We start from the raw sequence: 24,358 nt of genomic DNA, 5'->3' as shown, positions 1-24,358 counted from the left end.
TATTTCGTGGGGATATAATTTGTAAATGAGAGATAATTCGCAATGGCGAAGCAAGAAGACGCAGCAGTGCGTATGCGTATCAAAATTAAAGCATACGACAGCAAAGTAATAGATAAGTCTGCGAAACAAATAGTGGAAACAGCGGTCAGGACAGGGTCACAAGTATCCGGTCCGGTGCCATTGCCCACTCACATTAAAAAGGTAACTGTGAACAAATCTACTTTTGTGCATAAGGATGCGCGAGAGCAATATGAGATGCGTACACATAAGAGACTCATTGATATCATCAATCCGTCACCAAAGACTGTTGAAGATCTGACAAATCTCGATCTTCCTGCCGGTGTAAGTATTGAGGTTAAGATGTAGGTTTTTTGTGTGAATGGAATTTCATGCGGATTTGTAGCACATTGTGTGACAGTTGCGGAAAAGATGTGTGCGGTTTACAATTAGTAGTTTCGTTTAAGTCTCTCGTTGAGAGAGATACTAATCGAGCTGGATGATCTGTTTGACAAGTATGCGCTTGACAAATGGTTAGTTTTTCTATAAAATTAGTAGAAGAATACAATCTGGCTTCAGTAAAGGCCATTTTTTGTTTTAAGAAATAATTTGAGATTGAAATAATCTCGTGAATTAGAGAATAATGATTATGAAATTTGCTTTAGGAAGAAAATCGGGAATGACTACCATCTATGACGAGAATGGGGCGCAAAATGTTACACTGATCAGTGTTGAGCCGAATGTCGTGGATTTGGTGAGAAATGTTGAACGTGATGGATATAATGCAATTCGTTTGGCAGTCAATAAAACTAAAAATATTCAGTATAAGAAAGAATTTCGCGTAGAAAACGTGTTGGATTTCAAAGAAAAAGATGAGATCACGGTGGACGTTTTTTCTGTAGGGGATGTTGTGCGTGTTTCTGCGCCGAGTAAGGCAAAAGGTTTTCAGGGTGTTGTAAAAAGACATGGGTTTAAAGGAGGTCCAAAATCACACGGTCACCGACATGTATTGCGACAAGCGGGGTCAATTGGTAGTGCGTTTCCTGAGCATGTGCGCAAAGGGAAAAAAATGGCCGGAAGAATGGGTGGACAGCGCAGCACATCTGAACATCTCAGCATTGTCCATGTTGATCCAGCAACCAATACGATCGCGGTAAGAGGATCTGTGCCGGGTGTGGCTGGTAGAATTGTTGAGATTGTAAGCCTTGCATAATTTTTCCATTATTTATGAAAAAAGTAGATATATACAATTTAGAAGGAAAGAAAATTGCTGATATGGAGCTCAGTGAAAAGGTCTTTGGTTGTGCAAAAAATGATGCTTTAGTGCATCAGGTGTATGTCGCACAAGCGGCAAATCGTCGCAGTGGAAGCGCACATACAAAGATTCGTTCAGAAGTGAGTGGAGGCGGTAAAAAACCGTGGAAGCAAAAGGGTACAGGTAATGCGCGCACAGGATCAATTCGTAACCCGATCTGGCGTGGAGGCGGTATCATTTTTGGTCCGCTCAAAGAAAAGAATTACACAAAAGGCATCAATGCAAAAATGAAACAAAAAGCATTGTTGACCGTACTGTCGCAAAAAGCGGAAATGGGAAAGATCCGTGTTATTGATTCATTGCAAATGGATGAGCCAAAGACAAAAAAAGTTGTCACAATGTTAAAGAATATCGGTATTGATAAAAGCGTACTTTTTGGTCTCAGCAAGGGAGAAAGTGATAGCTATAAAGCAGTGCGCAATATTGCGAAAACGAATGTGATCGAAACAACAAAATTCAATGTATATGAATTATTGAATACGGAGTATGTCGTTTTGAGCAAGGAATCACTGCAACAGCTCGATAATCAGTACGCACAATAATTGGCAATGATGTAAAAATATGGGAATTTTTAGTAGCAAAAAAGAAGAATCCACAAAAGATCATGACGCACAAGTTGGCGCAGAAGCAGAAAAGAAAGTTGCCCCAAAAAGTGAAAAACGATCGACAAAAAAAGTGGTGGTGGACGATGTAGCATCAATTGCGCAGGCATACGGTGTGATCGAGGCGCCGATTGTGACGGAGAAATCCCACAAAATGGCAGCGATGAGCAAGTTTGCGTTTCGTGTGGCCAAAAGTGCGACAAAAAAACAAGTAAAAAATATCGTAGAAAAAATGTACAAAGTGACAGTAAAGGATGTGCATATGGTTGTAGTAAAACCGAAAAGACGGACTGTCAAGTATGATCGCGGATATCAGAAATTATATAAAAAAGCGATTGTGACTGTTGCAAAAGGTCAGCACATCGCAGTTTTTGAAAGCGTATAACATTTTATAGTATAGTAGATAAATAATTCTCGGATTATGGCAATTAAAGTATATAAAAGAAATCATTCTGCAAGACGCAATATGTCGATCGTAAAGCCGATCGCTGTGACGGATAAGGAACCGGAAAAGTCTTTGTGCATTTCTCTCAATAAGAAAGCAGGACGCGCAAATGGGAAAATCTCTGTACGACATCGTTGTGTTGGTCATAAAAAATTGTATCGTCTTGTTGATTTCAAACAAAACAAAATTGATATCCCCGGCAGGATTGTAGCAATTGAACGCGATCCGAATCGCAGTGCTCTTATTGCACTCATAAACTATGCGGATGGGGAGAAGCGATATGTTTTGGCGACGGAAGGTATGCGTGTCGGCATGCAGATCATTACAGGAGAAAATGCGCCGATCAATGAGGGAAATCGTACAAAATTAAAGAACATCGCATCCAGTACCTCTGTATCAAATATTGAAATGAAACGCGGTAAGGGTGGACAGATTATTCGCAGTGCTGGCAGTAGCGCATTGGTGATGAGTGTGGATGAAAAGTACGCACAGCTCAAAATGCCGTCCGGAGAGATCCGTTTGATCGATAATGAATGTTATGCAACGATCGGTTCTGTGAGTAATTTTGAACACAATACTGTCAATATCGGAAAAGCGGGACGCGCGCGACATATGGGAAAACGTCCGGCAGTACGTGGGACGGTAATGAATCCTGTGGATCATCCGCATGGTGGTGGTGAAGGACGACAACCGATTGGTTTGAAATATCCAAAAACGCCATGGGGCAAACCGGCACTTGGTGTGCGGACGCGAAGAAAAAGCAAAGCAAGCGACAAGTATATTGTGAAGTCACGACATAAGAAATAATTACATAGAGTAAAATCATGAGTCGATCAGTAAAAAAAGGTTTATACATAGATGAGAGAGTGATGAAAAAAGTCACGGGAAAAACTCCTCAAGAGACAGGCACGATCAAGACGTGGTCACGTGCATGTACGATTTCTCCCGAAATGATTGGTTTTACCTTTTTGGTGCATAATGGAAAAGATTTTATCAGCGTCTTTGTGTCAGAAGAGATGGTTGGACACAAGCTTGGTGAATTCTCACCGACACGTCGATTTTCTCGTCATGGTGGTAAGATGCAGAAAGATTTGGAACAAGCGGCAAAACAGCGTGAAATTGATTCAGCAAAAGGAAAATAAGTGGTAAAGAGGGATATTAATGAAAATTGGTTTTAAATACATATTATGACAAAAGTTACGGCACAATTGAACAATTTACGCATATCACCACGAAAGGTGCGTCTTGTGGCTGATCGTGTGCGTGGTATGGACATAAAAAAGGCGATTGCAATGCTCGCATATGATTTGCGTAAAACTGCTGAGCCAATGCAAAAATTGTTGAAGAGTGCAGTAGCAAATGCGCAAAATAATCACAAATTAAGCGGGGACAATCTCATTATAAAAAATATTACAGTTGAAGAGGGGCCAACATTGAAGCGTTGGATGCCGCGAGCGTATGGTCGTGCATCGCAGATCCTCAAGCGAACGTCATCCATTAACGTTGTTTTGGAGGAAAAGGCAGTGGCGAAACCAAAGAAGAGTGTTCAGAAAAAAGATGCGAATAAATAATATTTTATAGATAGTATGGGTCATAAAGTAAATCCAAAAGGTCTCCGATTAGGTATAACAACAAACTGGCGTTCACGTTGGTTTGGTGGCAATAATTATGCACATCTGCTTGAGCAGGATGTTATGCTTCGTCGTGCTGTGATGAAAAAATGGCGTCACGCTGCAATCGCAGATGTTGAGGTGGAGCGGAATGCGAATAGCGTGAAGGTGATCATAAAGACATCGCGACCCGGTATGATCATTGGTCGTGGCGGTAGCGGGATTGAGGATTTGATCACTTTTGTAAAAAAGACAGTTTTTCCGGGAAAGAAAATTGATGTAAAAGTGGATATCAAAGAGATCAAACAGTTTGAGGAGAGTGCTGCGCTTGTTGCGCAAAACGTCGCAGAGCAGTTGGAAAAGCGTATGCCATTCCGTCGCGTTCTCAAAACAACACTTGAATTGGCTGCAAAGAATCGTAATATCAAAGGAATGAAAATTCAGATGTCAGGACGATTGAATGGTGCAGAAATGTCGCGCGTAGAATGGTTGAGCGAAGGAACAATTCCACTTCACACACTCCGAGCAGATATTGATTTTGCGCGCGATGTCGCACGAACGACATACGGTGCGATTGGCGTGAAAGTGTGGGTATATAAGGGAGAAGTGTTCAAAGAGAATTAATATTAAGTAACCATAGATTTTACAAAAAAGTATGTTAATGCCACGAAAAGTAAAACATAGAAAAATGCATCGCGGAGGTGCGCTCAAAGGACTCGCAAAGCGTGGAACTTCTGTTGATTTTGGCAGTTTTGGTTTGAAGGCGACAACGTCCGGTCTCGTGACTGCGAGACAGATCGAATCAGCACGTCGCACAGTGACGCGATACATGCAACGTACGGGCAAATATTGGATTCGCATTTTTCCTGATCATCCGATGACAAAAAAAGGTGATGAAACACCGATGGGTAAGGGTAAAGGTGCCGTTGACCATTATGTCGCAAAAGTAAAAGCAGGGAAGATTATGTTTGAAATTGACGGTATTGATGAAACCACTGCGCGAGAGGCATGTCGCCTTGCGGGGCATAAATTGGGAGTGAAGACGCGGTTTGTAACAAAGCATGGTGAATAATTAAGCAATTTTTATGAAGGTAGTAGAATTGAGAGAAAAGAATATCGATGAGTTGCTTATTGTGGCAGAAGATTTGCGTGGCAAAATTCATCAGAGCGTGATGGATATTACACTCAATAAAAGCAAAGAACACAATAAAATCACATGTGCGAAAAGAGATCTTGCACAGGTGATGACGGTGATTGGCGAAAAGAAGCGAAGCGCATAATATATTTTTTAAGAAATTTTTATGACCCAAGAGAAGAAAAAAATGATTTTGAAAGGCACGGTGGTTTCGGATGCGATGGATAAGACGATTGTTGTAGCCGTGGATACATTCAAAACACATAAAAAATATTTGAAAAAATATATTTCCACAAAAAAATATAAGGTGCACGATCCGGAAAATGCATATAAGATCGGTGATGTGGTGAAAATCGTACCGGGACGACCAATGAGTAAGGATAAAAAATTTGTTGTAGTAATATAGTTTATAAAGATTTTTTTAAGAGAAAAGTATGATTCAGTCGGAAACATGGCTAAAAGTTGCAGATAACTCTGGCGCGAAAAACATTGAATGTTTTAAGGTTCTTGGTGGTTCCAAGAAGCGGTATGCACAGGTGGGAGATATTATTATTGCATCTGTCAAAAACGCTGAGCCACGAGGTAGCGTCAAAGCATGTGATGTGGTAAAGGCTGTGATCGTGCGCCAAAAGAAAGCATTGCGACGCAAAGATGGTTCATATATTCGATTTGATGAAAATGCAGCTGTGATCGTTGATCCAAATAACAAAGAACCAAAAGCTACGCGTATATTTGGGCCGGTTGCACGCGAACTTCGTGAAAAAGGTTATGCAAAGATCGTTTCGCTTGCGCCGGAAGTTTTATAACATCGAATAATTTTTTTAGAGATATGTTGAAGATTAAAAAGGGTGACAATGTGGAGATAATCGCAGGAAAGGATCGCGGAAAGCGTGGCGAAGTAATTGCTGTTTCTGCTGTAAATGCTACGGTGACGGTAAAGAAGCGCAACATGGTCATACGACACAAAAAAGCGAGTCAAATGGGACAAAAAGGCGAAAGGATTTCGATCGAAGCGCCGATTGCCATATCAAATGTCGCATTGGTGTGTCCGCATACTGATAAGCCGACTCGTGTAGGATTTGTGGTGAAAGAAGGAGTAAAGGTACGTGTGTCAAAGAAGAGTGGTAAAGAAATTGAATAACGTAATATATGAGTACTACAATAAAGACAATTAAACAGCGATATAATGACATGGCAAAGACTTTGCAAAAAGATCTCGGTCTTGACAGTGTCATGTTGGTTCCACGTATAGAAAAAGTTGTGGTGAACGTTGGTATCGGAAAGTTTATCAAAAATACGGAAGGTTTGGCTGAAGTGGAAAAGGGGTTGCGAGATATTACCGGTCAAAAGCCGTTAAACACAAAAGCAACAAAATCCATCGCTACGTTCAAGATTCGTGAAGGACAGGATGTTGGGATGAAGGTAACGTTGCGTGGAAGAAGGATGTGGGATTTTCTCAATCGATTGGTGGGGATCTCATTACCACGTGTGCGCGATTTTCAGGGGATCAATATTGAGGCGATCGATCAATCAGGCAATCTCAATATCGGCATAAAGGAACATACAATTTTTCCGGAGATTGTCGCAGAAAACGTGCGTAATTCGTTCGGATTTCAGGTGACAGTCGTTTCTTCTGCGAGAAACAAGGAAGATGCGGAAAAAATGTATAGAGCGTTGGGATTTCCATTGAAAAGTCAAAAATAATTTATTGTACTAAATAAGATATGGCAAAGACATCAGTAAAAGCACGAGCAGACAAAAAACCGAAGTTCTCTTCACGCGAGGTTCGACGTTGTTGGAAGTGTTCGCGTAAAAGAGGATATCTCCGTTATTTCGGTATTTGTCGCGTATGTTTTCGTGAGTTGGCAAGCAAGGGAGAATTGCCTGGTGTTAAAAAGAGTAGTTGGTAGTTTATTTTTGAAAAATAGTTTGATATTTAAATGATAAGTGATTATGATCGATTCAATTAGTGACATGTTAACACGAATTCGCAATGCGTCCGCTGTCGGGCACAGTGTTGTTGTTGTGCCGATGTCAAAACTAAAATATGCTATAGCACAAGTTTTGGCAAAGGAAGGCTTCATTGAGAAAGCGGATCGTGTTGTGGATGAAAATAATGAAAAGCGGGAGAACATCCACATTACTCTCAAATATAATCATATTTCAAGCACGGTAAAAAAACCGGCGATTGAGAATATTCGTCAAGTGAGTAAACAGGGTCAACGAGCATATATCAAAAAAGAAAATATTCACAAGGTGCGTAACGGTTTCGGTATTTCTATTATCTCTACATCACAGGGCGTAATGTCTGGTAAAGATGCTCGTAAAAAAGGTCTTGGCGGAGAAGTGATCTGTGAATTGTGGTAAGTTAATGCGCGTTAAATCTAACATAATAATATGAGTCGAATTGGTCAAAAAAAATTAGATATCCCCAGTGGTGTGACTGTTGCAATATCCGGCGGGAGTGTGGTTGTCAAAGGAGCAAAAGGAGAATTGTCGATGCCTATTCACAATTCTGTTGATGTTGTGATTGAAGACAATAGCATTTCTGTAAAGAAAAAACACAATGCACAGATCGCGCAGGCAATGTGGGGTACGACAGCGCGTCTTGTGGAAAACATGATCACAGGTGTTGTGCAGGGATTTGAAAAGAAACTGGAATTGAATGGCGTGGGCTATCGTATGGCGGTAAAAGGACAAAATGTTGAAATGGCTCTCGGCTTTTCGCATCCTGTTATTGTGGCGATTCCTGACGGGATTACTGTAGTGATCGAAAATGCTCTGATGACAATTACGGGAATTGACAAGCATGCAGTGGGACAGTTTGCGGCAAATATTCGCGCTTTGAAACCGGTGGAACCATACAAGGGCAAAGGATTCCGTTATTTTGGCGAGCAAGTGCGTCGCAAGGAAGGAAAGAAAGCATCGGCATAATTGTGATGTGTATATTTTAAGCATAAACTATGAATAATACTACTAAAAATAAGAAAAGATTACACAGAGCACAGCGTGTGCGTGCACATGTGAATGGCACAACAGTGCGACCACGATTGAGCGTTTTTCGTTCATTACGCAGTTTGTCGGTGCAATTGATCGACGACACAAAGCAAACCACTGTTGCATCTGCGCAACTGGCTGAGATCAAGGGTGCAAAAAATACTGTCGCTGATGCGGAGAAGCTCGGTGCATTGATCGCAAAAAAAGCGATAGAAAAAAAGATCACTGAGATCGTCTTTGATCGTGCGGGATACAAATATCATGGAAAAGTCAAAGCTATAGCAGAGGGTGCACGGTCAGCTGGACTAAAGTTTTAATTTACATGGCGTATTAAGATCATATGGCAATGAAAAAAGATCGAAAAAAAGGAGATAATAAACGACGACAAAAATCTGAATTTGATCAGCAAATGTTGGATTTGGCTCGTGTAACACGCGTGGTAAAAGGCGGTCGACGTTTCCGTTTCCGTGCGACTGTTGTGATCGGTAACCGAAAAGGAAAAGTGGGCGTAGGTGTTGCAAAGGGGTCGGATGTTTCTCAGGCGATCCAAAAAGCGGCTGCGGATGCAAAAAAGAATCTGATCACGATCGTATTGGCAGGAAATACCATTGCGCATGACATCACATGTAAACTTGGCAGTGCAAAAGTGATCTTGAAGCCGACAAAAGAAGGACGCGGTATTATCGCCGGAGGAGCTGTGCGTTCAGTTGTGGAATTGGTAGGCATCCGAGATGTTGTGGCAAAATCACAAGGATCATCAAATAAACTTAACGTTGCGCGAGCAGCTGTCGGTGCATTGAAAAACTTGCATGTGCGAGAGGTTGCTCCGGAAGAGAAAAAGGAAGTAAAGGCTGTGGAGGAAAAAAAGACAAAGAAGCCTGTTGCGGTAAAAAAGGCAGCACCAAAAAAAGTTGTGAAAAAAGTGGCTAAATAATCATAAATAACGTTTTGAGATATGCAGATTCATGAGATTTCTATCAAAAAGACCAAGAAAAAGCGCATTGGTCGCGGTGGTAAGCGTGGCACGTACAGCGGTCGTGGCATGAAAGGTCAAAAAGCGCGTAGTGGTGGTAATGTAGACCCGCTTTTTGAAGGTGGTCGCACGACACTTGTCGACAAGATGAAAAAATTGCGCGGATTCAAATCACCACATGCAAAAAAGGTGGTAGTATCTCTTGCAAAGATCGAAAAAAACTATATCGATGGAGACACAGTGTCAGTCGTATCATTGATCGAAAAAAAGATCATCAAGAGCACATCTCTAAAAAATGACGTGAAGATCCTCGCAGTCGGAACGATCACAAAAAAGGTCACAATTGCAAGCGGGATCGGTGTGTCAGCTACCGCACAGGCACAAATTGAAAAAGCCGGCGGTACTATAGCATCTGCAGACAAAAAATAGCACCTCGCTTTTTCTTCAAAAAGACAAAAAACGACACAAAATGTCGTTTTTTGTGTATTTGGGGTTTGTGTGTATAATTCATAAAGAAGTGATTGAGGAAAGGAAAGTACTTTGCATAAGAGTGAGTTATCTGAAATAAATTCATTTTTGTCTTTTGAAAATAAAATAAAAAATTAGAATTGGGCTATTAAAATGGAGGGAATATAATGAGATTATGGCTTAATCTGTATTTTGAAAAACTCTTTAATAAAGATGTAATTTATCGAAGATGGACACTTGCAGCTTTAGGTGTATTCCTCGGCATGGCAACTTTGCCAGATTTTTCTCCGCTGGTTCATTACATGGCTTTTTATCCGGTTGGCGTATTAGCGTTAATCCTTATAGTGACAGATCCATATGTTCTGTAAAAAAAGCGAGTGTTTGCCCAATCACTCGCTCAATTCTAATTTTTTATTTTAAATAGGAGTGACAAAAATAAATTTACATCCGATAACACCAAATATCTGGCTTAGAAATTTTTCATCAAGCATAATTAATAAGGAGTGAAAAATTTTCGTGCCCAAGTTTGCTTTTGTTACACTCTAGCAAACTTCAGATATTTGGATACGTTATGAAAAATATCATTTCGTTCATTTCTATCTTTTTCTTTATGGAAACAATAACACAAAAACCTGAAAATATTTACGATGATAATATAACCGAGCAATATTATAAGACTGTTGGCGAAAATGCTGGATCTGGAGAGCATAAAACAGAGGCAGATAAATATTTTGAATCTTTGATTCCGCAAAATTTCGATAATCAAGTCGTGCTTGATCATGGTTGTGGCAATGGACGATATGGAGAATTGTTCTGCCAAAGAGGTGCCAAAAGAGTGTTGGGAATAGATCTGAGCCCATCCATGATACGGGAGGCAACAAAGAGAAACAAAGAACAGCAACTTCAACAATTGGAATTTGTTCTAGGTGATATAAATAATCTGTCTGTAGGAAAAAATAAGTTTGATCTCGTTTTTTCTCGTTTCAGCCTCATCTACAGTCCCAACATTTCTAAAGTTATGAAGGAAATAGGTGAAAGTTTAAAGGAGGGCGGAGAGGTGCTGATAGAGACAAATGTAGCTTCTATAAAGAATAATAAAGATGAAATTCAAAAAAACGCCATACCATTGATTTTACGACTCGGCGAGTCTGAAGTGCCAATTAAAAATTTTGCTATAACGATAGATGACTATTTAAGTGCGTTTAAGGAGGCGGGATTAAAGATTCAAATTGAAAGGGAATATCCTGCTTCAGAAATTACAATAGACGATAGCTATAAGCATAAGCGTCTAGTAGATTTTAAAGTTTTTGTTTTTAAATTAGTAAAAGAAAAAGAAGATAGAAAATAAACATCGCCTAATACGGCATATCTGATTACGTTAAATAATAATTCATTTGCTCTTACTTCTATGGGTATAAAAGTTGAATTCAATCCAGACCTTGCTTTACGCAATATTTCAGAGTTTAAAAATGGTAATCGTAAAATTGAGGAGTGCATTCCTGATAACCTTGAGGTCGACAAGACTTATCCGTTTTTAAAACGCGATCAGCGCAACTATTGGCTTTACGGCGCAATCCCGTTGATTGAAACGCAAGGTGATGAGATTTTATCACGTCCCAAGGCAAGTGTTATAATAGTGGAAGCCACGCACTTTGTCGTTGATGGCGTTATGTATACCAAAGGTCTTTACAAAGTAGTTGAGATCTTTAAAGATGATGCTATCCATTTCGAATGTTTTGATCCGATAGGAACGAGAAAATAAAAGATCTATCCACACAATTTTATGAGACAAGCACAAACATTTGAAAATTATCCATGCAGGATCATCATTGTTTCCAATCTTGTTTCGATCTTGATTTATTGCATAGGGGCGTACGTCGTCTATCAATTGGGTGTTGTTTGGTTAGCATTTTACGTACTGTATATTTTTGGGTTGGAAATTCGTCTGTTGAAAACGAGCTGTGTCAATTGTTATTATTATGGGAAATTTTGCGCTTTTGGCAAAGGGAAGATTAGTTCTGTGTTTTTCAAAAAGGGACATCCTGATAAATTTAACAAAAAGAAAATTACGTGGAAGAGTATAGCTCCAGACATCCTTGTCTCACTGATTCCCATTGTTGTGGGAATAACAGTATTGATCATGAATTTCACGTGGCTGATCCTCGCATTGATCATAATGTTGGCACTCCTCACCTCTGTCGGAAACAGCTTTGTGCGAGGTTCTCTGGCATGTAAATTCTGCAAACAAAAAGAGATAGGGTGTCCTGCAGAGCAACTATTTAACAAAGGTAAAAAGGCAAGTGATTGATGAGGCTTGCGGAAAGAAGGAAGTAAATTTTTATCCGATAAAACCATAATCGCACAAATTATCACGCTCTAGTGCGTGGTAGTAAAACGGTTTTTCTTGTGTTGCTATTTTTCTTTCTGTGCGGAAGATGTTTGCAGTGTTTTTGCATTGCTTTGTACCGAGCGCATACGATAAGTTGCCTTTTGCGCGTTTTTTTGTTATGCTAACGATTACTTTTAGATTAAAGAAAAATGATGATCGATCCACAAAAAGCGGAAGTGATGGCGCCGGTGGGGAGTTTTGAATCATTGGCGGCGGCGATCAATGCCGGGGCTGATAGTGTATATTTTGGCGTGACACAGCTCAATATGCGTGCGCGTGCGGCGGATAATATGACGATCGAGGATTTGGAGGAAGTCGCGCGTATTGCACGCAAAAGCGGTGTCAAAACATACTTGGCGGTCAATACGATCCTTTATGACCATGATGTGACCGTGATGAAAAAGATCATTAATGCGGCAAAAAAAAGCGGGATCGATGCGATCATTGCCTATGATTTTGCATGTGTGAATTATTGCAATGCAATCGTCATGCCGGTGCATATGTCTGTGCAATTCTCTATTTCCAATTATGAGACGGTGAAATTTTTTGCGCAGTTTACCAATCGCATCGTGCTTGCACGAGAGCTCAATCTTGATCAGATCAAAAATATCCATCACAAAATTTGCGAGGAAAAGTTAATGGGCAATGAGGGACGACTGATGGAAATCGAAGCATTTGCACATGGCGCATTGTGTATCGCGCAGTCTGGGCGGTGTTATATGAGTCTCTATGCGTACAATGCCAGTGCAAATCGTGGGGCTTGCCGTCAGAACTGTCGGATGCAGTATAAGGTGACGGATGTGGACACAGGGAAGGAAATGGTGATCGATAATCACTATGTGATGAGTGCAGCGGATATTTGCACGATCGATTTTTTGGATAAGGTGTTGGATGCCGGTGTGCAGGTTTTGAAAATTGAGGGGCGAGGACGATCGCCGGAATATGTGGCGACAGTTGTACGAACGTATAAAAAAGCATTGGCGGATATTGCGCAAGGCACATATACGCAAGAAAAAATTCACACATACTACCATGATCTTGAAAAAGTGTTTAACCGAAAATTGTCACATGGAAATTATTATCTCGGCAAAGAGATTGGCGCATATTGCGATGTCTATGGTTCACGCGCGACACACACAAAGGAATTCGTGGGACATGTCGTGCATTATTACAAAAAGCCATCGGTGGCGGAGGTATGTATTGACGCAGGACAGGTCAATGTGGGAGATGAGGTGATCTTTATCGGTGCGACAACCGGTGCATTGGAGGTAAAAATTCAAGAACTGCGCCGTGATAACGAGATTATTCAAACTGCACAAAAAAAGGACATCGTGACATTTGTGGTGTCGGATCGTGTGCGGATCAATGATAAGATGTACGTGGTCAAAAAACGGACACAATATCAAAATGAAAAGTGATATGATATAATGCAAACATCGGAGCTCATTCAATATTCGTGTCATGCTGAACTTGTTTCAGCATCTATATAAGTCATACACGTGAGATCCTGAAACAAGTTCAGGATGACAAAAATTTACTTTCAATAATTGCTTATATAGGAGAAAAATGACATTTATATTAAATAATTTTTTGGAGAGTAATTTTTAAATCAATCACATATATGGGAACAAACAAGATCACAGTAAGTCATAAGCGCAATGATTGTATCGGTTGTGGCGCGTGTACAATGGCGGCACCGGAACAATGGTCTATGAGTCAGGAGGATGGCAAAGCGATGCTTGCCGGTGCGCAGTGGAAGGGTGAGGAATTCATGGTGGGGGAGATCGACGAAGATGCATTGACAGCAAACAAAGAGGCGGCAGACTCATGTCCCGTACAGATCATCAAGATCAGTGGCTATAATGACTAAATATGATCATAAAAAACACCATAATAGAATGGTGTTTTTTATTTTTTATTATAGACAAAGTTTGTATGATTTGGTATAGTATTTCGCAGGAGTAGTTCATTGGTATCAAAACAACAAAAAACTCTTTTGGAGGTAATGTACAATGAGTAATATTGAAAAACAAGTGATCGATATCATTGTCGATCAACTGTCTGTCAAGAGGGAGGAGGTTGTGCCAACAGCACATTTCACGGATGATCTGGGCGCAGATTCATTGGATCTTGTAGAGCTGCTTCAAGCATTTGAGGAGAAGCTTGATGTTGAGATCCCTGATGATGACGCGGGGAAGATCAATACAGTCCAGGATGCGATCGATTATTTCATCAAGAATAAATAAGGAGATTTTACATAATCCTGCATGCGAAGTTCGTGCAGGATTATTATTTTTTATGGGAGGACAATGTATTATATTTTTTGAATTTTACATCCATCGGGCGTATCTTTGATCATGTAGCCCATGGATAATATTTCATCACGGACGCTGTCTGATGTGGCGAAGTCTTTTTGTGTGCGTGCTTCCTCGCGCTTTTTGAGCAATTGAGTGATTTCTGTCGGGATTTTAGTGTCTTCCGGTGTTAGGGTAATTCCTAGGACAGTGGTAAAGGCCTTTGTAAAAAATGCAGATATGTCAGAAGCATTGGTGAGCGTTTGTTCATCCATGAGTGTATTTCCTTCCGTCACGATGGCAAGGAGTGTGGTAATGGCAAGTGGTGTGTTGAGATCATCATTCATGGCATCTTCGAATTGTTTTTTGTATTTTGCAATATCAAGAGCGATATGGTCGGTTGTATCTGCCGGGGCGAAATTATCGAGACGCGTGATAAAATTCTCGCATGTTTTGCGATTTTTTTGTGCTTGAGCCATCACATCCCATGTAAAATTCATCTGTGAACGGTAATGTGAAAGAAGATACGTCAGGCGCAGATCCATCGGTGTAAATCCACGTTCTTTGATATCCTCAACTCTGTAAAAATTTCCTTTGGATTTGCTCATTTTTTCACCGTCAACGAGAAGGAGTTGAGAGTGAAGCCAATAATTGACGAATTTTACGTCATTGGCGCACTCTGATTGTGCGATCTCCGCTTCATGATGTGGAAAGATGTTATCAGTTCCGCCGGTGTGAATATCAAATGATGCACCGAGATATTCCATGCTCATCGCGGAGCATTCAATATGCCATCCCGGATAGCCGAGTGACCATGGTGATTGCCATTTCATAATGTGATTGTCCGGTGCTTTGAGCCAGAGTGCAAAGTCCCACTGATTGCGCTTGTCAGGGTGAGGGTCTTCGAGACGTGCACCGATGTTGAGGTTTCCCAGTGTATTGCCGGATAGTTTGCCATAGTCGGCAAAGCGTGTGACGTCAAAAAACACATTGCCATTCTTTTCATAAGCAAAGTCTTTTGTGATAAGTGTTTCGATGATGATGATCATTTGTGAGATGTGTTCAGTTGCGCGCGGGAAAAAATGTGCAGGGAGGATATTCATTTCCTTTTCAACTTCTTTGGCATAATTTTCGTAGAAGCGAGCAATTTCTGTCGGGGTCTTTTTTTCTTTTTTTGCCGCTTTTTCCATCTTATCTTCACCACTGTCGCCTTGGGCGATATCGTCGTCTGTGAGGTGTCCGACATCAGTAATGTTTTTGATCATGCGCACTTCATAACCGCGATACATCAGATAGCGACGGATGAGATCGGCATTTGTGTATGCACGCAGATTGCCAATGTGGACATAGCTATAAACTGTCGGTCCGCACGTATACATGCCAACCTTGCCGGCGTTGATTGGAGTAAATTCTTCTTTTTGCTTTGTAAGAGTATTGTGAAATTTTAACATAAAAAAATGTTACAGTTATCTACAATAACTGTAACATAAGAAGAAATTTTGTACCATTGCGAGCAGTTTTCAGATCCACTTTGCAATCTTGAAAATGACAAAGGTGATGATGGATATGGTGAGCATAACTCCCAAATGGATAAAGACCGCAAAGGGATTATCTTTGAGGGGCATGTTGGTAACATTGATGCCAAAAAAATTCAGATACATCGTAATAGGGATCCACAGCACGGAAAAAACAGTGATGATGCGCATGCGGTGATTGATCTTTTCAGAAAGAAGGGAGTTGTTGGTTTTTTCCAGCGACACGATCGTTTCTTTGGCACTTTCCAAATCATTCCAGAGGCGGATGTTGGTGCCGATCAAATCTTGGTAATACATTTTGATATCAGTGGGCACGACGCCGTTTGGCTGTGAAATGATCGATTCAAGGATCGAGCGTTGTGGCATGAGCGTGCGACGAAAATTGAGAATGTCACGTTTGATGATGCTAATTTCCCGCACCATCTCACGTTCATTGCCATTAAAAATACCCTCCTGCACCTCGTCAATATGACGTACGACATGGTCGAGCCGTGGAAAACAGGATTCTGTCAAAATACGAAAAATTTCATAAAGAAGGTGCGCTGTCGAATGGATCATATATGTGCGACGCTTTCCTTCGCTTTTTTGTAAACCGTCAAAAAATGTGCGCAGTTGGTAGATGTCTTTTTTATGACCTGTTACGAGATGAGTTTTGGTGAGAAGGATATCAATTTCACCGGCATATGTCGTGCGACGTTCAGTGTCAAAGAGAGGGATGTGAATCGTGAGAAAGAGACAATTGCTGTATTTGGTTGCGCGAGCTCGATATGTCGGTGTGATAAACTCCTCGATTGCCAAGGGATGCACATTAAAATTCTCACGAATGTACTCGATATTGTGTTTGGAGGGATTTTCGATGTCGATCCAGGTGATGTCTTCGTGTTTTACGATATTCATATTTGTTTTGTATTTTTCTATCCTCATTCTATCAACAATTTGCCTTTTTGACAAAAAAGTTGTCTTTGGTTGCCATAAAATGATTCTCATGGTACAATATGTCATTATTGTTTGTATCATATGAAAAAAGTTATTTTACAATTGATTAGAGTTTATCAGAGGACACTGTCTCTTGATCACGGACCATTATCGTGGATCTATGGAGAGAGATTGTGCCGTTTTCATCCGACGTGTTCTATGTACACATATACTGCAGTTGAGCGGTATGGTGTCGCGCGTGGCTCTTGGATGGGGATCAAAAGGATCAGCCGGTGTCATCCATGGCAAGAAGGCGGATATGATCCTGTGCCATAATAGTTAGTCGGTACCCCTTTCGTTGAGGTTGGTTTTTTCCTGTATTTAAAAAATTAAATAGAGGAAAAAGCCGATCTCATGGGGGGATCGGTGATTTCATAGCACGGGAGGTTTTTATGGTCATGACGCAAGGGGATATGATGGCATTTACCAGATCAAGAGCGCTTCGAATGGTGGAGGATCTTGGGTTTAAAAATCCAAGTCCGCGATACTTGTTTTGGTATTTCACGGATTATTGTGGCGGGTATAAACCAAGTGTGAATTTTGAAACGCTTGCAAAGGAAATAAAAGAATGTGGTCTTGTTGCAAGGGTGGCGGAGATTGCTAGTTTGCCGGAAGGTGATAAAACGAGGAGAGAGGTCTTTGGTCTTGTGAAGAAGGTTGTCGACAAGCATAGACTTCATAAGGATACTTGAAACATTACAAGAAGGAGAAAAAATAGCATGCAAGAGTTTAAGGAAGCTCTTTACGGATGGCAAAAGATCAAAGGAAATCATCAGCAATATGAGCGATGGACGACATCTGCGCGGGCAAAAAAACATGTGATTTGCGCAATTCCATTTCATGTTGTTAACCTCATGACAGAGGAGGCGTCTGTGCAGAAAAGTGCATTGCTTCACTTCTGTGATGATGGAGACATACGGTTGATTCTTGAAAAAAATGCCAGCGTTACATTGTTATTGCAAAAATGCGGGCAGAAGTATGATATGCATGTCCATGTTAACAGCAAGGGTCAATTGCAGATCGAACGTATTGGAGGCGGATGTCGATCGTATGGTGAAAATAGTCACAGCGCATCATCGGCTTCCTCGTAAGCACAAAAGCGTCTTATTTGCGCAGTTACTATAGTATGTGCCGGATGGTGATCAAATGATCATCATCCGGTTTTATTTTGGTCGGGTTAGCACTCTCTTGACAAGAGTGCTAATGTTATTTTATACTGGAAATATGAATGAGAGACAATCCAAAATTCTCGTTGCAGTGATTGAAGAATATACCAAGACAGGTTTGCCTGTGGGCTCTTCGGTGTTAGTGGAACAGTATGGATTTCAGGTTTCACCGGCAACGTTGCGCAATGATATGTCGTGCTTGGAGGATTTAGGATTTCTCTATCAGCCACATACAAGCGCGGGCAGGATCCCAACAGATGCGGGGTATAGATATTTTGTGGAGGAAGTAATGCCGGACAGAAAATTGACAAAGAGAGAACAGCAATCGCTGCAAAAAGAGCTATTACAGCTCAAAGCGCAAAACACACGGCTCACGCGCACGACGGCAAAATTGCTGGCAACGCTTAGTGGATATGTGGCGGTAAGCGGTGTACCGCACAAAAATGAATTCTCAGAGTTCGGGTTGCGGTCGCTCATGCAGGATGTCGGGGCGGATGAATTGGATGACCTTTGTTGTTTGGCGGAAAGTTTGGATTATATCGATGAGCGATGTGAAAGTTTGATGCGAAAATTGGCAGATGGTGAGACAAAGATCTTTATCGGCGCGGACAATCCAATCAGTAAGACGACGAATTATTCAATGGTAGTGGGACAATATGAACGAGATGGAGAAAAGGGAATCGTTGCATTGATCGGTCCAAAGAACATGGCCTATGAACGCAATAAGTCACTCATTGATTATGTGAAAAAAATCCTCGGAGGTACGAGTATCATCATAGTGATGATCGCGAGTAATATAAATTAATTTAAAATAGAGAATCATGAAGGATGCAAAAAAGAATGTACAAATGTATTTTTCGCAACGAGCGGTATTATATGATCCGCAACAGAAAAAATATCTTTTGGCAAAAGAAAATTCATACAAGATCGAGAAAGGCGCATGGCAGTTTGCCGGTGGACGTGTGGATGGTGTCGAAGAACTGGAAGTGGCATTTGCTCGGGAAGTCAAAGAGGAGTTGGGCGATATCGCATATCGTGTGATCGGGCCACTACGCGGTGTTCGCGTGTCATACAAGGATCATGTGGATGGTGTGATCATGACATATTTGGCTTTTTATGATGGTGGGGAGATCGTATTGAGCGAGGAGCATAGTGAATATAAATGGATGTCTGCCGATGAAGTTCTAAAAGACAAAAATATCAATCAATGGGTCAAAGACGCGATTGTAAAGGCGGAAGAGTTGGGGGAATTGTATGAAGCGGAAAACAGATGGAAGCGGTGCGTGGCGGATTTTGACAATTACAAAAAAAGGCAAATTGAAAATCAAAAAGAATTTATCGCATATGCGGCAGAAGGTGTGATCTCTGATATGTTGCCGGTAGTGGATAATTTTCATGCGGCGACAGATCACATTCCCGAAACAGAAAAAGATAACCCATGGGTAACGGGGATCATGTATATTCAACAGCAAATGGAAAAGGTTTTTGAGGAAAAAGGTGTGGCAAGAATGACTGTGAAGATCGGTGACGAATTTGATCCGCGCATCATGGAAGCCGTTGCAAATGATAAGGAGGAAGAATTGCCCGCTGATGCAAAAGTGATAAAGATCGCGCAACCGGGGTATGAGATCGGTACAAAAGTTCTGCGTCCGGCACGCGTAGTACTTGGTGGAGCAAAAAGCAAGGAATGAATTTTTTGTAAAAGTTTGAGAGGCTATAAAGATTTAATATAGAAAGGGGGTGAACACATTATGACAAGAGAAATCATGCGTTTTACGCCAACAGCAGATATCGATCGATTTTTCAATGAAGGAGTTTTTCCTTTCGCGCCACAAAATTTCGCGCCAGCAATCGACGTCTATCAAGACAATGACGATCTCATCGTTGAAACATCGCTTCCGGGAATGGATCCGGAAAACATTGATATCTCGGTGGAAAATGATGTGTTGACGATTTCCGGTGAGACCAAGGAAAAGAAGGAGGTCAAGCGCGAAGACTATTATCGCAAGGAAATTCGCCAGGGGTCATTTTCTCGATCGGTTATTTTACCTGCTGCTGTCAAAGGCTCTGAAGCGACAGCGGAATATGATAATGGTGTGCTTTCCATCCGAATGCCAAAGGCGGAGGAAGCAAAGCCAAAGAAGATCGCTGTAAGTGTAAAAAACAAGAAGTAAACAATCGTCTGATCACATCTCTCCTCACAATTTTTGTGGGGGGAGAGAAAGAAAAGATGATAGATCAAAAAAATTATCTTTTTATTATAATCAATTATTTAATATAAATCATATGGGAAAAATTCTCGGTATTGATCTCGGCACAACGAACTCGGCGATGGCGATCATTGAGGGGGGCAAGCCGGAGATCATCGAAAACAAGGAGGGTAATCGCACCACGCCGTCAATGGTTGCGGTAAATAGAAACAATGAGCGACTGGTGGGTCTTTTGGCAAAGCGTCAAGCAGTGACAAATCCAAATAATACGCTTTTTAGTATCAAGCGTTTCATCGGACGTCATTTTGATGATGCGGAAGTACAGGCAGATATCAAGCTCTCGTCATATACCGTGGTCAAAGCGGATAACGGCAGTATCAAAGTAAAAATGGGCGATAAGGATTACACGCCACAAGAAGTGAGTGCGATGATCCTCGGCAAATTGAAGGCGGATGCAGAAAGCAAACTGGGTGAAAAGATCGAAGAAGCGGTGATCACAGTGCCGGCATACTTTGATGATGCGCAACGCAAGGCAACTAAAGAGGCGGGGGAAATTGCAGGACTCAAGGTGCGTCGCGTGATCAATGAGCCGACTGCGGCGGCACTCGCATATGGATTTAACAAGAAAAATGATGAGCAGATCGCTGTGTATGATTTGGGCGGTGGCACATTTGACGTATCGATCCTCGAAGTGAGCAATGATACGATCGAAGTAAAGGCGACGAACGGTGATACACATCTCGGCGGTGATGATTTCGATCAAATTTTGATCAAGTGGATCTTGGATGAGTTCAAAAAAGCGGAGGGTATTGATTTGGGAAATGATAACTTGGCATTGCAACGCGTGAAAGAAGCAGCAGAAAAAGCAAAGATCGAATTGTCATCCTCAGAACAGACAGAGATCAATCAGCCATTCATCACAACAAGTGATCAGGGTCCGAAACATCTTGTTATGACGTTGACGCGTGCAAAATTGGAAGAATTGGTGCATGATCTTGTGCAGAAGACGTTGATCCCGACAGAGCAGGCGCTCAAAGATGCGGGATTTAGCAAAGGTGATATTGACGAGGTAATCCTCGTGGGTGGTATGACACGTATGCCGATCATTCAGCAGACCGTGGAGAAATTTTTTGGCAAGAAGCCAAATATGACAGTCAACCCGGATGAAGTAGTGGCAATGGGTGCGGCAATTCAAGGTGGTGTATTTCAAGGTGATGTGAAAGATGTGCTTCTTCTTGATGTGACGCCATTGACGCTTGGCATTGAAACAATGGGCGGTGTACGAACACCTCTTATCGATAAGAATACGACGATTCCTGCAAGTAAGTCACAAGTATTTTCAACAGCAATGGATAATCAGCCGAGTGTAGAGATCCATGTCTTGCAAGGAGAACGTGAAATGGCTGGGGATAATAAGACTTTGGGGCGATTTATCTTGGATGGTATTCCACCATCACCGCGTGGTATCCCCCAGATCGAGGTCTCATTTGATATTGACGCAAATGGTATTTTGAGCGTAAAAGCGGTTGACAAAGCATCCGGCAAAGAGCAGTCCATCAAGATAGAAGGATCATCAGGACTCTCTAAAGAAGAGATTGAACGCATGAAAAAAGATGCAGAAGCACATGCAGAGGAAGACAAGAAAAAGAAAGAGCTTGTTGAGATTCGCAACATGGCGGACACGCTCGTCTTTACAACGGAAAAGGCGATGAAAGATGCAGGAGACAAACTCACAGAAGAAGAGAAAAAACCGGTACAAGAAAAAGTTGACGCACTTAAAGAAGTTCTCAAAGATACAAATGCTGACGGTGAGAAGATCAAAAAGGCAACAGAAGATCTCTCGACAGAAGCGCAAAAGATCGGTGAAAAACTCTACAAAGCGGCAGCTGAAGCTAAGTCAGACAAGCAAGAAACACCAAAAGAAGAAGGTGGCGCGAAAGAAGCAGAGGTGGAGGATGCATCAAAAGATGAAGAGAAAAAGTAACAAATCTCTTCGTCATCAGAAAATAAAAACCGGGACATGTTCTCGGTTTTTGTCATTTTCTGGATTTTTGGCATATGATTGAAGATACTTTACTATTTTATGCTCTTGCGCCAGCCTATGTATTATCGTACAAGTTTGTAAAGATGAGAGGTTGTGGGAATTGATGGGTAGAGAATGTGCCTGAGTCTGCATCTGATTTGAAAATTGATATAATGGTATATGACAGAATGAATGAGTCCGTGATTTAAGCTGATGGAAAAACGATTTTTATTGGAAAGTTTTTTAGGTGGAACATATGCGGAATAGTGCAGGGCATATAGTTGGGTCGTTGATTGATAAATTTTTCATGTAAAGTATGGTATACTAAGATCAAATATTATAAGATATAAATGTAAAATAGTTGTTATTGAGTTAAATGTATATGTTGTATGAAAAATAAAGAGATATTTTTGTATGTGGCTTTTATGACAGTTATGATTGGCTGTATGGGGATTACTTATAATGTTAGTGCAGCCGAGCTTGAGTGGAATACGCAGGTGACGGGAATTGGAACATCGTATGGAACAGTCGCCTATGGAAATGGGATGTATGTTGCAGTTCGAAGCGTTACTGGTTCTGATTATTATACATCGCCTGATGGTGTAAATTGGACACACAGGAATTTGCCGTTGTCGCATGACTGGCAGACGGTTGTCTATGGTAACGGTGTTTTTGTGCTTCTTTCTCAAGATGACGGTTATGTTCTCACATCGCCTGATGGTGTAAATTGGACACATTCTGCAACACTTACAGATTATTATTGGTATGAATTAGAATACGGTAATGGCATTTTTGTAGCGACCGAATCATACATGTCCAAAGTCGCTGTATCAATAGATGGTATAAATTGGACGCAATATAGTGGTACAATGTCGGGGCTTGATTGGGATGCGATGGCATATGGTGATGGAGTATTTGTTGCTCTGGACGGCATGTCGCATACTGTGGCTACGTCATCTAATGGGATCAATTGGACGGATCATACTGTTTCTGGGACAAGCGGTGGTCTTGGTTCAATTGCCTATGGAAATGGTCTTTTTGTTGTCACAGAAGCTGGAGGCAGTACAATTTATACATCTTCTGATGGTGGCACTACATGGGCGACGCCTTCATTGCCAGTGACTATAAATTGGAGTGTGGTAGGTTATGGAGGAGATCAATTTGTTGTTTTGGCGGATAATAATATATACATGGTATCCTCTGATGGTGTCAATTGGGATGAATATACGATGTCTCAGAGTAGCGAATATGGATATGCCATTGTGTATGGTGACAGTCAACTTGTTGCTGTAGCTTTCTCTGGATTTATTATGACTGCGATGGATGCGACTCCACCCGTTGTTTCTCCCACCCTCCCCACCCAAACCCCATCCCCCACCTCCATCACAGACACCACAGCTACAGGAAACGGCACAATCACAGAAACAGGAGGCGAAGACCCAGAACGTCTCATCCACTGGGGTACAGAAAGTGGTAACTACACGGACTCCTGTTCCGCAGGAACAGGAGGAGTCGGAGACTACTCCTGCACTCTCACAAACCTCACCCCAGGCACAACATATTACGTCCAAGCCTACGCAACAAACAGTGCAGGCACAACCTCCAGTGATGAAACAAGCTTTCAAACTTTACAAATAAACGAATCAGGATCAAACAACATCTCCGCAACCATCGGAGAAAACCTTACACTCGACTGTGGCACAGATGTAGACATCGACAATGGTTCCACACTCATACCCCAAACCCCACAGTCAAACACCACAACCTGCACCGTCACCACAAACGATGACAATGGCTACGATCTCCAACTCACCAATGACAGAGGATCAGACAACACCCTCTATCACACAACACAATCAGCTACAAGTGACGGACAGATCCAAGACAAAACCCCATGGGACCCCGCAACCCCCAATGCACAAACCTTCACAACAACAGGACTAGGCTTTGGTATCCTAAACTCCACAGCCACAAAGAATGAATCATGGTGGGGCACAGGCACAACGTGTGATGATCCAGATCAACTCTACGCCGGTATCCCGCACACCACAACAGACATCATGAGACACACAACCTACAGCAACACCCACACAGATACAGAGATCTGCTACCGCGTCAATGTCCCCAGCACACAGATCGCAGGAGAATACGAAGGATCAGTGACGTATACGGCTGCGGGCAGACCATAATAAAATCAAAGATCAAAAATATAAAATCAAAAGTT

General features: G+C 41.5%; 37 protein-coding genes. 35 read left to right on the top strand and 2 right to left on the bottom strand.

The features are described from left to right. Nucleotides 1-42: 42 nt before the first annotated feature. The 27 genes from rpsJ (at nt 43) to WC819_05780 (ending at nt 14,177) form a co-directional block, all read left to right on the top strand. Nucleotides 43-366 carry a 30S ribosomal protein S10 gene (gene rpsJ, locus WC819_05910; protein MFA5986851.1) on the top strand — a complete coding sequence of 108 codons (324 nt, stop codon included), beginning with the start codon at nt 43-45 and terminating at the stop codon, nt 364-366. A gap of 280 nt (nt 367-646) precedes the next feature. Further along, the gene (rplC, locus tag WC819_05905; protein ID MFA5986850.1) at nt 647-1,210 is read left to right on the top strand and encodes a 50S ribosomal protein L3; all 564 of its coding nucleotides are present in this window, start codon (nt 647-649) and stop codon (nt 1,208-1,210) included. Between the two features lie 14 nt (nt 1,211-1,224). Next, nucleotides 1,225-1,854, top strand: a complete 630-nt coding sequence (rplD, locus tag WC819_05900) for a 50S ribosomal protein L4 (protein ID MFA5986849.1) — start codon at nt 1,225-1,227, stop codon at nt 1,852-1,854. A gap of 19 nt (nt 1,855-1,873) precedes the next feature. Continuing rightward, the gene (rplW, locus tag WC819_05895; protein MFA5986848.1) at nt 1,874-2,299 is read left to right on the top strand and encodes a 50S ribosomal protein L23; all 426 of its coding nucleotides are present in this window, start codon (nt 1,874-1,876) and stop codon (nt 2,297-2,299) included. Nucleotides 2,300-2,335: 36 nt separating this feature from the next. Further along, nucleotides 2,336-3,166, top strand: a complete 831-nt coding sequence (gene rplB / locus WC819_05890) for a 50S ribosomal protein L2 (GenBank protein MFA5986847.1) — start codon at nt 2,336-2,338, stop codon at nt 3,164-3,166. Between the two features lie 17 nt (nt 3,167-3,183). Continuing rightward, nucleotides 3,184-3,501 carry a 30S ribosomal protein S19 gene (gene rpsS, locus WC819_05885; protein ID MFA5986846.1) on the top strand — a complete coding sequence of 106 codons (318 nt, stop codon included), beginning with the start codon at nt 3,184-3,186 and terminating at the stop codon, nt 3,499-3,501. 45 nt (nt 3,502-3,546) lie between these two features. Next, on the top strand, nt 3,547-3,930 hold the full coding sequence (rplV, locus tag WC819_05880) for a 50S ribosomal protein L22 (protein ID MFA5986845.1): 384 nt from the start codon (nt 3,547-3,549) through the stop codon (nt 3,928-3,930). Nucleotides 3,931-3,945: 15 nt separating this feature from the next. Beyond that, nucleotides 3,946-4,593 carry a 30S ribosomal protein S3 gene (gene rpsC, locus WC819_05875; GenBank protein ID MFA5986844.1) on the top strand — a complete coding sequence of 216 codons (648 nt, stop codon included), beginning with the start codon at nt 3,946-3,948 and terminating at the stop codon, nt 4,591-4,593. 31 nt (nt 4,594-4,624) lie between these two features. Then, complete coding sequence (gene rplP, locus WC819_05870; GenBank protein MFA5986843.1) at nt 4,625-5,041, top strand: 50S ribosomal protein L16; 417 nt, start codon at nt 4,625-4,627, stop codon at nt 5,039-5,041. A gap of 13 nt (nt 5,042-5,054) precedes the next feature. Further along, nucleotides 5,055-5,249: a 50S ribosomal protein L29 gene (locus tag WC819_05865; GenBank protein MFA5986842.1), complete on the top strand. Its 195-nt coding sequence runs from the start codon at nt 5,055-5,057 to the stop codon at nt 5,247-5,249. 21 nt (nt 5,250-5,270) lie between these two features. After that, nucleotides 5,271-5,510: a 30S ribosomal protein S17 gene (gene rpsQ, locus WC819_05860; GenBank protein MFA5986841.1), complete on the top strand. Its 240-nt coding sequence runs from the start codon at nt 5,271-5,273 to the stop codon at nt 5,508-5,510. A gap of 28 nt (nt 5,511-5,538) precedes the next feature. Further along, nucleotides 5,539-5,910, top strand: a complete 372-nt coding sequence (rplN, locus tag WC819_05855) for a 50S ribosomal protein L14 (protein ID MFA5986840.1) — start codon at nt 5,539-5,541, stop codon at nt 5,908-5,910. A gap of 23 nt (nt 5,911-5,933) precedes the next feature. Continuing rightward, complete coding sequence (rplX, locus tag WC819_05850) at nt 5,934-6,245, top strand: 50S ribosomal protein L24 (protein ID MFA5986839.1); 312 nt, start codon at nt 5,934-5,936, stop codon at nt 6,243-6,245. 8 nt (nt 6,246-6,253) lie between these two features. Beyond that, on the top strand, nt 6,254-6,808 hold the full coding sequence (gene rplE / locus WC819_05845; GenBank protein MFA5986838.1) for a 50S ribosomal protein L5: 555 nt from the start codon (nt 6,254-6,256) through the stop codon (nt 6,806-6,808). 20 nt (nt 6,809-6,828) lie between these two features. Beyond that, entirely contained in the window at nt 6,829-7,014 is a 186-nt protein-coding gene (locus WC819_05840; protein MFA5986837.1) for a type Z 30S ribosomal protein S14, read from the top strand. A gap of 37 nt (nt 7,015-7,051) precedes the next feature. Then, nucleotides 7,052-7,471 carry a 30S ribosomal protein S8 gene (rpsH, locus tag WC819_05835; protein MFA5986836.1) on the top strand — a complete coding sequence of 140 codons (420 nt, stop codon included), beginning with the start codon at nt 7,052-7,054 and terminating at the stop codon, nt 7,469-7,471. Between the two features lie 30 nt (nt 7,472-7,501). After that, on the top strand, nt 7,502-8,038 hold the full coding sequence (gene rplF / locus WC819_05830) for a 50S ribosomal protein L6 (protein ID MFA5986835.1): 537 nt from the start codon (nt 7,502-7,504) through the stop codon (nt 8,036-8,038). A 29-nt stretch (nt 8,039-8,067) separates the two neighbouring features. Then, nucleotides 8,068-8,418: a 50S ribosomal protein L18 gene (gene rplR / locus WC819_05825; protein MFA5986834.1), complete on the top strand. Its 351-nt coding sequence runs from the start codon at nt 8,068-8,070 to the stop codon at nt 8,416-8,418. Between the two features lie 29 nt (nt 8,419-8,447). Then, nucleotides 8,448-9,035 (top strand): 30S ribosomal protein S5, encoded by a 588-nt coding sequence (gene rpsE, locus WC819_05820; protein MFA5986833.1) that lies wholly within the window; start codon nt 8,448-8,450, stop codon nt 9,033-9,035. A 21-nt stretch (nt 9,036-9,056) separates the two neighbouring features. After that, the gene (gene rplO / locus WC819_05815) at nt 9,057-9,503 is read left to right on the top strand and encodes a 50S ribosomal protein L15 (GenBank protein ID MFA5986832.1); all 447 of its coding nucleotides are present in this window, start codon (nt 9,057-9,059) and stop codon (nt 9,501-9,503) included. Nucleotides 9,504-9,709: 206 nt separating this feature from the next. Then, nucleotides 9,710-9,910 carry a hypothetical protein gene (locus WC819_05810; protein MFA5986831.1) on the top strand — a complete coding sequence of 67 codons (201 nt, stop codon included), beginning with the start codon at nt 9,710-9,712 and terminating at the stop codon, nt 9,908-9,910. A gap of 203 nt (nt 9,911-10,113) precedes the next feature. After that, nucleotides 10,114-10,890 (top strand): class I SAM-dependent methyltransferase, encoded by a 777-nt coding sequence (locus tag WC819_05805; GenBank protein MFA5986830.1) that lies wholly within the window; start codon nt 10,114-10,116, stop codon nt 10,888-10,890. Nucleotides 10,891-10,950: 60 nt separating this feature from the next. Next, complete coding sequence (locus WC819_05800; GenBank protein ID MFA5986829.1) at nt 10,951-11,304, top strand: hypothetical protein; 354 nt, start codon at nt 10,951-10,953, stop codon at nt 11,302-11,304. A gap of 21 nt (nt 11,305-11,325) precedes the next feature. Continuing rightward, entirely contained in the window at nt 11,326-11,850 is a 525-nt protein-coding gene (locus WC819_05795; protein MFA5986828.1) for a hypothetical protein, read from the top strand. A gap of 230 nt (nt 11,851-12,080) precedes the next feature. Then, nucleotides 12,081-13,349: a peptidase U32 family protein gene (locus WC819_05790; GenBank protein MFA5986827.1), complete on the top strand. Its 1,269-nt coding sequence runs from the start codon at nt 12,081-12,083 to the stop codon at nt 13,347-13,349. Between the two features lie 203 nt (nt 13,350-13,552). After that, the gene (locus WC819_05785) at nt 13,553-13,801 is read left to right on the top strand and encodes a ferredoxin (GenBank protein ID MFA5986826.1); all 249 of its coding nucleotides are present in this window, start codon (nt 13,553-13,555) and stop codon (nt 13,799-13,801) included. 142 nt (nt 13,802-13,943) lie between these two features. Beyond that, a complete protein-coding gene (locus WC819_05780; protein ID MFA5986825.1) occupies nt 13,944-14,177 on the top strand; it encodes an acyl carrier protein in 234 nt (77 codons plus the stop codon). Nucleotides 14,178-14,245: 68 nt separating this feature from the next. On the opposite strand, the gene cysS is transcribed toward WC819_05780, so the two are convergent. Both cysS and WC819_05770 read right to left on the bottom strand, forming a co-directional pair. Beyond that, nucleotides 14,246-15,676 (bottom strand): cysteine--tRNA ligase, encoded by a 1,431-nt coding sequence (gene cysS, locus WC819_05775; GenBank protein ID MFA5986824.1) that lies wholly within the window; start codon nt 15,674-15,676, stop codon nt 14,246-14,248. 69 nt (nt 15,677-15,745) lie between these two features. Further along, a complete protein-coding gene (locus WC819_05770) occupies nt 15,746-16,657 on the bottom strand; it encodes a magnesium transporter CorA family protein (protein ID MFA5986823.1) in 912 nt (303 codons plus the stop codon). Nucleotides 16,658-16,777: 120 nt separating this feature from the next. Here WC819_05770 and yidD point away from each other — a divergent pair, with 120 nt between their 5' ends. From yidD to WC819_05730, 8 genes are all read left to right on the top strand, one after another. After that, entirely contained in the window at nt 16,778-17,011 is a 234-nt protein-coding gene (yidD, locus tag WC819_05765; GenBank protein ID MFA5986822.1) for a membrane protein insertion efficiency factor YidD, read from the top strand. 116 nt (nt 17,012-17,127) lie between these two features. Next, nucleotides 17,128-17,427, top strand: coding sequence for a hypothetical protein (locus WC819_05760; protein ID MFA5986821.1), 300 nt, complete (start codon nt 17,128-17,130; stop codon nt 17,425-17,427). A gap of 27 nt (nt 17,428-17,454) precedes the next feature. Continuing rightward, nucleotides 17,455-17,826 carry a hypothetical protein gene (locus tag WC819_05755; protein MFA5986820.1) on the top strand — a complete coding sequence of 124 codons (372 nt, stop codon included), beginning with the start codon at nt 17,455-17,457 and terminating at the stop codon, nt 17,824-17,826. 133 nt (nt 17,827-17,959) lie between these two features. Then, the gene (locus WC819_05750) at nt 17,960-18,706 is read left to right on the top strand and encodes a hypothetical protein (protein MFA5986819.1); all 747 of its coding nucleotides are present in this window, start codon (nt 17,960-17,962) and stop codon (nt 18,704-18,706) included. Nucleotides 18,707-18,722: 16 nt separating this feature from the next. Beyond that, complete coding sequence (gene grpE, locus WC819_05745; GenBank protein MFA5986818.1) at nt 18,723-19,592, top strand: nucleotide exchange factor GrpE; 870 nt, start codon at nt 18,723-18,725, stop codon at nt 19,590-19,592. Nucleotides 19,593-19,652: 60 nt separating this feature from the next. Next, nucleotides 19,653-20,075, top strand: coding sequence for an Hsp20/alpha crystallin family protein (locus WC819_05740; GenBank protein ID MFA5986817.1), 423 nt, complete (start codon nt 19,653-19,655; stop codon nt 20,073-20,075). A 112-nt stretch (nt 20,076-20,187) separates the two neighbouring features. After that, nucleotides 20,188-22,095, top strand: a complete 1,908-nt coding sequence (gene dnaK, locus WC819_05735) for a molecular chaperone DnaK (GenBank protein MFA5986816.1) — start codon at nt 20,188-20,190, stop codon at nt 22,093-22,095. Between the two features lie 428 nt (nt 22,096-22,523). Continuing rightward, a complete protein-coding gene (locus WC819_05730) occupies nt 22,524-24,323 on the top strand; it encodes a hypothetical protein (GenBank protein MFA5986815.1) in 1,800 nt (599 codons plus the stop codon). Nucleotides 24,324-24,358: the final 35 nt, after the last annotated feature.

It is taken from the genome of Parcubacteria group bacterium, from assembly GCA_041660065.1.
Taxonomy (GTDB): domain Bacteria; phylum Patescibacteriota; class Minisyncoccia; order Moranbacterales.
This window is presented reverse-complemented; position numbering and strand designations above follow the sequence as displayed.

What these genes read in the sequence shown, in the direction of transcription:
- rpsJ (MFA5986851.1), top strand. Translation starts at nt 43, where the DNA reads ATGGCGAAGCAAGAAGACGCAGCAGTGCGTATGCGTATCAAAATTAAA.
- rplC (MFA5986850.1), top strand. Translation starts at nt 647, where the DNA reads ATGAAATTTGCTTTAGGAAGAAAATCGGGAATGACTACCATCTATGAC.
- rplD (MFA5986849.1), top strand. Translation starts at nt 1,225, where the DNA reads ATGAAAAAAGTAGATATATACAATTTAGAAGGAAAGAAAATTGCTGAT.
- rplW (MFA5986848.1), top strand. Translation starts at nt 1,874, where the DNA reads ATGGGAATTTTTAGTAGCAAAAAAGAAGAATCCACAAAAGATCATGAC.
- rplB (MFA5986847.1), top strand. Translation starts at nt 2,336, where the DNA reads ATGGCAATTAAAGTATATAAAAGAAATCATTCTGCAAGACGCAATATG.
- rpsS (MFA5986846.1), top strand. Translation starts at nt 3,184, where the DNA reads ATGAGTCGATCAGTAAAAAAAGGTTTATACATAGATGAGAGAGTGATG.
- rplV (MFA5986845.1), top strand. Translation starts at nt 3,547, where the DNA reads ATGACAAAAGTTACGGCACAATTGAACAATTTACGCATATCACCACGA.
- rpsC (MFA5986844.1), top strand. Translation starts at nt 3,946, where the DNA reads ATGGGTCATAAAGTAAATCCAAAAGGTCTCCGATTAGGTATAACAACA.
- rplP (MFA5986843.1), top strand. Translation starts at nt 4,625, where the DNA reads ATGTTAATGCCACGAAAAGTAAAACATAGAAAAATGCATCGCGGAGGT.
- WC819_05865 (MFA5986842.1), top strand. Translation starts at nt 5,055, where the DNA reads ATGAAGGTAGTAGAATTGAGAGAAAAGAATATCGATGAGTTGCTTATT.
- rpsQ (MFA5986841.1), top strand. Translation starts at nt 5,271, where the DNA reads ATGACCCAAGAGAAGAAAAAAATGATTTTGAAAGGCACGGTGGTTTCG.
- rplN (MFA5986840.1), top strand. Translation starts at nt 5,539, where the DNA reads ATGATTCAGTCGGAAACATGGCTAAAAGTTGCAGATAACTCTGGCGCG.
- rplX (MFA5986839.1), top strand. Translation starts at nt 5,934, where the DNA reads ATGTTGAAGATTAAAAAGGGTGACAATGTGGAGATAATCGCAGGAAAG.
- rplE (MFA5986838.1), top strand. Translation starts at nt 6,254, where the DNA reads ATGAGTACTACAATAAAGACAATTAAACAGCGATATAATGACATGGCA.
- WC819_05840 (MFA5986837.1), top strand. Translation starts at nt 6,829, where the DNA reads ATGGCAAAGACATCAGTAAAAGCACGAGCAGACAAAAAACCGAAGTTC.
- rplF (MFA5986835.1), top strand. Translation starts at nt 7,502, where the DNA reads ATGAGTCGAATTGGTCAAAAAAAATTAGATATCCCCAGTGGTGTGACT.
- rplR (MFA5986834.1), top strand. Translation starts at nt 8,068, where the DNA reads ATGAATAATACTACTAAAAATAAGAAAAGATTACACAGAGCACAGCGT.
- rpsE (MFA5986833.1), top strand. Translation starts at nt 8,448, where the DNA reads ATGAAAAAAGATCGAAAAAAAGGAGATAATAAACGACGACAAAAATCT.
- rplO (MFA5986832.1), top strand. Translation starts at nt 9,057, where the DNA reads ATGCAGATTCATGAGATTTCTATCAAAAAGACCAAGAAAAAGCGCATT.
- WC819_05810 (MFA5986831.1), top strand. Translation starts at nt 9,710, where the DNA reads ATGAGATTATGGCTTAATCTGTATTTTGAAAAACTCTTTAATAAAGAT.
- WC819_05805 (MFA5986830.1), top strand. Translation starts at nt 10,114, where the DNA reads ATGAAAAATATCATTTCGTTCATTTCTATCTTTTTCTTTATGGAAACA.
- WC819_05800 (MFA5986829.1), top strand. Translation starts at nt 10,951, where the DNA reads ATGGGTATAAAAGTTGAATTCAATCCAGACCTTGCTTTACGCAATATT.
- WC819_05795 (MFA5986828.1), top strand. Translation starts at nt 11,326, where the DNA reads ATGAGACAAGCACAAACATTTGAAAATTATCCATGCAGGATCATCATT.
- WC819_05790 (MFA5986827.1), top strand. Translation starts at nt 12,081, where the DNA reads ATGATGATCGATCCACAAAAAGCGGAAGTGATGGCGCCGGTGGGGAGT.
- WC819_05785 (MFA5986826.1), top strand. Translation starts at nt 13,553, where the DNA reads ATGGGAACAAACAAGATCACAGTAAGTCATAAGCGCAATGATTGTATC.
- WC819_05780 (MFA5986825.1), top strand. Translation starts at nt 13,944, where the DNA reads ATGAGTAATATTGAAAAACAAGTGATCGATATCATTGTCGATCAACTG.
- cysS (MFA5986824.1), bottom strand. Translation starts at nt 15,676, where the DNA reads ATGTTAAAATTTCACAATACTCTTACAAAGCAAAAAGAAGAATTTACT.
- WC819_05770 (MFA5986823.1), bottom strand. Translation starts at nt 16,657, where the DNA reads ATGAATATCGTAAAACACGAAGACATCACCTGGATCGACATCGAAAAT.
- yidD (MFA5986822.1), top strand. Translation starts at nt 16,778, where the DNA reads ATGAAAAAAGTTATTTTACAATTGATTAGAGTTTATCAGAGGACACTG.
- WC819_05760 (MFA5986821.1), top strand. Translation starts at nt 17,128, where the DNA reads ATGGTCATGACGCAAGGGGATATGATGGCATTTACCAGATCAAGAGCG.
- WC819_05755 (MFA5986820.1), top strand. Translation starts at nt 17,455, where the DNA reads ATGCAAGAGTTTAAGGAAGCTCTTTACGGATGGCAAAAGATCAAAGGA.
- WC819_05750 (MFA5986819.1), top strand. Translation starts at nt 17,960, where the DNA reads ATGAATGAGAGACAATCCAAAATTCTCGTTGCAGTGATTGAAGAATAT.
- grpE (MFA5986818.1), top strand. Translation starts at nt 18,723, where the DNA reads ATGAAGGATGCAAAAAAGAATGTACAAATGTATTTTTCGCAACGAGCG.
- WC819_05740 (MFA5986817.1), top strand. Translation starts at nt 19,653, where the DNA reads ATGACAAGAGAAATCATGCGTTTTACGCCAACAGCAGATATCGATCGA.
- dnaK (MFA5986816.1), top strand. Translation starts at nt 20,188, where the DNA reads ATGGGAAAAATTCTCGGTATTGATCTCGGCACAACGAACTCGGCGATG.
- WC819_05730 (MFA5986815.1), top strand. Translation starts at nt 22,524, where the DNA reads ATGAAAAATAAAGAGATATTTTTGTATGTGGCTTTTATGACAGTTATG.